Origin of the sequence: Natronomonas sp., from assembly GCF_036625485.1 — an archaeon.
GTDB lineage: Archaea > Halobacteriota > Halobacteria > Halobacteriales > Haloarculaceae > Natronomonas.
Window position 1 is genome coordinate 1 of sequence record NZ_JAZKTR010000185.1, and the last position, 4,133, is coordinate 4,133.

At 66.1% G+C, this 4,133-nt stretch carries 5 protein-coding genes; 2 read left to right on the forward strand and 3 right to left on the reverse strand.

The window, feature by feature from the left end; all coding sequences use genetic code 11:
- Both V5A53_RS13335 and guaB read right to left on the reverse strand, forming a co-directional pair.
- On the reverse strand, positions 1 to 380 hold a 380-nt coding region (locus V5A53_RS13335; protein ID WP_332314108.1), incomplete at its 3' end, for a MaoC/PaaZ C-terminal domain-containing protein.
- A gap of 134 nt (positions 381 to 514) precedes the next feature.
- Positions 515 to 1,993 carry an IMP dehydrogenase gene (gene guaB / locus V5A53_RS13340; RefSeq protein ID WP_332314109.1) on the reverse strand — a complete coding sequence of 493 codons (1,479 nt, stop codon included), beginning with the start codon at positions 1,991 to 1,993 and terminating at the stop codon, positions 515 to 517.
- Between the two features lie 478 nt (positions 1,994 to 2,471).
- Here guaB and V5A53_RS13345 point away from each other — a divergent pair, with 478 nt between their 5' ends.
- Entirely contained in the window at positions 2,472 to 3,398 is a 927-nt protein-coding gene (locus tag V5A53_RS13345; RefSeq protein ID WP_332314110.1) for a DUF5794 domain-containing protein, read from the forward strand.
- A 44-nt stretch (positions 3,399 to 3,442) separates the two neighbouring features.
- Positions 3,443 to 3,667 carry a DUF5795 family protein gene (locus V5A53_RS13350; protein WP_332314111.1) on the forward strand — a complete coding sequence of 75 codons (225 nt, stop codon included), beginning with the start codon at positions 3,443 to 3,445 and terminating at the stop codon, positions 3,665 to 3,667.
- On the opposite strand, the gene V5A53_RS13355 is transcribed toward V5A53_RS13350, so the two are convergent.
- Positions 3,634 to 4,002 carry a 2Fe-2S iron-sulfur cluster-binding protein gene (locus tag V5A53_RS13355; RefSeq protein WP_332314112.1) on the reverse strand — a complete coding sequence of 123 codons (369 nt, stop codon included), beginning with the start codon at positions 4,000 to 4,002 and terminating at the stop codon, positions 3,634 to 3,636. The two genes, V5A53_RS13350 and V5A53_RS13355, sit on opposite strands and share 34 nt — an antisense overlap.
- Between the last annotated feature and the right edge of the window lie 131 nt (positions 4,003 to 4,133).

Here is a 4,133-nt window from a genome sequence, read left to right on the forward strand (position 1 = left end):
ACCGTCGCGGTCCGTCGCGTCGTCACCAGCCCGTTGCCGCGCTCTGAGACGCCGGTCTCGACGATTTCCAGTTCGACGTGGAGGGTGTCGCCCGGACGGACGGGCGCGGGTAGGCGAAGGTCCTCGATGTGCCTGGCGGCGACGAGGTCGGAGTCGCCGTAGAACGACTTGACGACCAGCGGCTGGGTCAGAGCGAAGGTGTGGATGCCGCTGGCGATGACGCCGCCGAAGGGGGATTCGGCGGCCGCTTCCGGGTCGACGTGGATGTCGAGGGGGTCGAACTCCTCCGCGAAGGAGACGATGTCCTCCTCGGTCACCGTGGTCGTCCCGCAGTCTATCGTCTCGCCGACGGTTAGGTCCTCGAACGTGCGGTGACTCATGGTCCGGGGTGATGACCTCGAGTGCGAAAGCTCTATTGACGTGAACGGTACCGAGCGTCAGGGGTGACCCAGGGTTCGCGGGTCGAAAAACGAGGACGATCGAAAGGCGTGGCCGTCAGTTATGCGCGTCCCGTTCAGGTGTCGGGGCTGTAGTTCGGCGCTTCGTCGGTGATGACGACGTCGTGGGCGTGGCTCTCGGTCTGACCGGCCGAGGAGACGCGGACGAACTCCGAGCGTTCCTTGAACTCCGGAATCGTCTCGGCGCCGACGTAGCCCATGCCGGACTGCATGCCGCCGACGAGCTGGTGGAGTTCCGACGAGAGCGAGCCCTTGTAGGGCGTTGCGGCCTCGACGCCCTCGGGGACGAACTCCTCGTTTTCCTCCTCTTCCTTGAGGTAGCGTTCGCCGCCGCCGTCGTTCATGGCGCCGACCGAGCCCATGCCGCGGTACTGCTTGTAGCGCTTGCCGTTGCGGGTGATGATGCGGCCGGGCGCTTCCTTGGTCCCGGCGAAGTAGGAGCCGAGCATGACGGCGTCGGCGCCGGCGGCGATGGCCTTGATGGCGTCGCCGGAGTAGCGGATGCCGCCGTCGGCGATGACGGGCACGTCGTGCTGGCTGGCCACGTCGGCCACCTCGGCGACGGCCGTGATCTGGGGCATGCCGGAGCCGGAGACGATGCGGGTCGTACAGATGGAACCGGGGCCGATACCGACCTTGACGCCGTCGGCGAAGTCGACGATTTCCGCGGCGGCCTCGCGGGTGCCGACGTTGCCGACGACGACGTCGGCGTCGATCTCCTGCTTGATGGCGCGAGCGGAGTCGATGACGTCGAGGTTGTGCGCGTGCGCGCAATCGATGAACACGATGTCCGCGCCGGCCTCGTCGGCGGCCTGTGCGCGGTCGGCTTCGAAGGGGCCGACGGCGACGCCGACGACGAGCGAGCCGTCGTCGTCGCGGGCGGCGCTGTCGTATTCGCGGCGTGCGAGGATGCCGGCCATCGTGACGAGGCCGGTGAGGTGGTTGTCCTCGTCGACGATGGGGACGCGCTCGATTTTGTGTTCGTACATGAGTTCGAGCGCCTGTCGCGGGGTGACCTCCTCGTGGGCGGTGATGACCTCGTCGGTCATCGCCTCGCGGACGAGGTCGCTTTCGCCGACCTCGAGGTACGGGCGGATGTCGGTGCCCGAGATGATGCCGAGGACGGTATCCTCGTCGTCGACGACGGGGGCGCCGGAGACGCCTTCCCGTTCCATCATGGAGTCGACTTCGCGGACGGTCTGGTCCGGGGCGGCGGTCACGACGTCACGGATGATGAGTTCGTCGGCGCGTTTGACCTCCTCGACTTCCTCGACCATCTGCTCGACGGTCATGTTGCGGTGGAGGACGCCGATGCCGCCCTGGCGGGCCATCTCGGTCGCCAGTTCGGCCTCGGTGACGGTGTCCATCGCCGCCGAGAGAACCGGGATGTTCAGCGTCACGTTCGTCGACACCCGGGTCGTCATGTCCGCCGCGTCGGGCTCGACGCGGCTTTCCTTCGGCCGGAGAAGAACGTCGTCGAACGTCAATGCCTCTGGTACGCGGAGTTTCTCCGAGAATGGATCGTCGCTCGCCATGTAAACGGTCAGGCGGCGCCGCCCAAAAACGTTGCGAGAGCGCCAGCGGCACGGTATGTGAGGACACGACGAGGCCGACGAGCCGCCCCACTCGGGCTGTGATAGCGGCAGACCTCGCCATCGGTGTTGGAATCTGTACGCTATCAGCCACTGATGGATGACCGTCCGTTTATTCTCTACGCCTCGTCGGTTCCTCAACCGAATCGGCTGATGGGTGGGTATTCGTCCGGTGTGTGGGGACGTGTTTCACACAACACTTATGCTTCGCTCAATTGTTTCATGATGTATGGACTCCGTTAGTCCCATCGCACAGTGTATCGCCGGCAAGATCAGCTTCGCTACCGGCATTACATTTAAATTCGCGATTGGGACAAATAAAGCGGAGAACGCCGCACTTGATTGGCTCTCCCCCCGTTCGAGAGGGTATCGCGGCGATTACCACCGTTCATCCCACGGTGAGGGTCATCCTGCCTGACGCATGAGTGCATCACGCCACCCGATAGCCTTACGCCTTGAGCGGCAGGTCGGTGAGGGGACGCGTCTCCTCGCGACCGTCATGGCGCTGCCCCTTATCGACGGTATCTTCGCAGCACTGATCATCGCCGGGGCGGTCTCCGGCATCCTCGGCATGGTCGAGGTCGGACTGCTCATCTTCGGCGGGAGTGCGACCCTCGCGGTCGTCCTCGCCGAGATGGAGGGCAGCCGCCGCGACCGCGCCAAGAACATCCTCCTGGTGGGTGCGGTCGTCGTTCCCGGCGCCGCACTGCAGGCCGCCATCGCCCCGACCATCGAGTCGGTGCTGAACCTCGTCATCTTCGAGCGCTTCGCCGCGCTGGTCATCCTCGCTATCGCGGCCAAGACCGCCAGCGCGACCATCGGCGAATACCTGCCGAACCCCAGCGTCATCATCGGTCTCGGCCTCGTCGCGAGCTTCCGTCCCGGCGGCTTCGAGTTCGCGTACGTCTCCGAGCCGATCTACGTCGCCTACGGCACCGGTGCCGCCCTCATCGGCGTCTCCTTCGCCCTGGCGGTCGCCATGTTCGGCCCGTGGCTCCGCGGTAACGTCGACATCGACCGCTTCCGCTTCGGCAGCGCGGTCGCGCTGGGCGTCCTCCCGCTGACCATCCTCGAGGTCGGCCCCATCACGGGCGAGGAACCGCTGGCGCTGGTCGTCCTCGGCATCACCGGCCTGCTGGCGTTCAACCCCGAGGGTGCGATGGACGCCGAGGCCATCGAGTCGGCCACCGAGACGCCCGCCGCCGCGGACGGCGGCAACGCCGAATCCGCCCTCGCCGACGGCGCGGTCGAAGGCCCTGTCCCCGAGGAGTCGGCCCCCGAGGAATCGGACCGCTCCGAGGACGGCTCGCCCGGCATCGACGAGGGCGACCGCGCCCCGTGGCTGTAGGCCCTCATCGCTGGAATTAGGTTTCTCCGTCCCCCGCCTTCGGTATGGCCGACAATCGCGTCGTCGAGGGTCGTATGGTCACGCCGGGCAAGCTCGCCGAACTCATCGAGGGCGAATCCGTCATGGACACCGAAGGCATCGAGGACGCCGACCGCGAGTGTCCCGACTGCGGCGGCGACGTCCTCAAGGTGGGCTACATGCCCAGCGTGACGGAGTTCGTGACGGGGTTCAAATGTCAGGACTGCTCGTGGTCCGAGACGGATCGCTGATCCGTCCCGAAGTCGGGAAACACCTGCCCCCAGACGATCTTGTCGAGTAGTTCCACCGTCATCGGTTCTCCGACCTCGATCTGACACGAGAGCCTCGGATAGCCCCAGCGTTCGGCCTCTCTGTCGTGCCAGTGGGTCGGCTCCGGCACGCCCTCGTGAATCGCGACCCCACAGGTGCTGCATAACCCGCGGCCGCCGCAGTTGGCATACCGCGAGACCGTCCCGTAGACGTCGAAGCCGTTCTCGATGAGCGCCCGCCGGAGGTTCGCCCCGCGTTCGACCTCGAAGGTCCACTCCTCGTCGCCGTCGATGACCGTGACCGGTACCTCGCCCATACGCTCACTTGGAGAGCTATTCACAAAGGGATACCCCGAATCGAAACCCCTTTAGGGAAACCCGAAATAGGAGTAGGCGAGGGGACGTGGCCAAGCCAGGCATGGCGACTGACTCCAGAGGCCACGCGCCC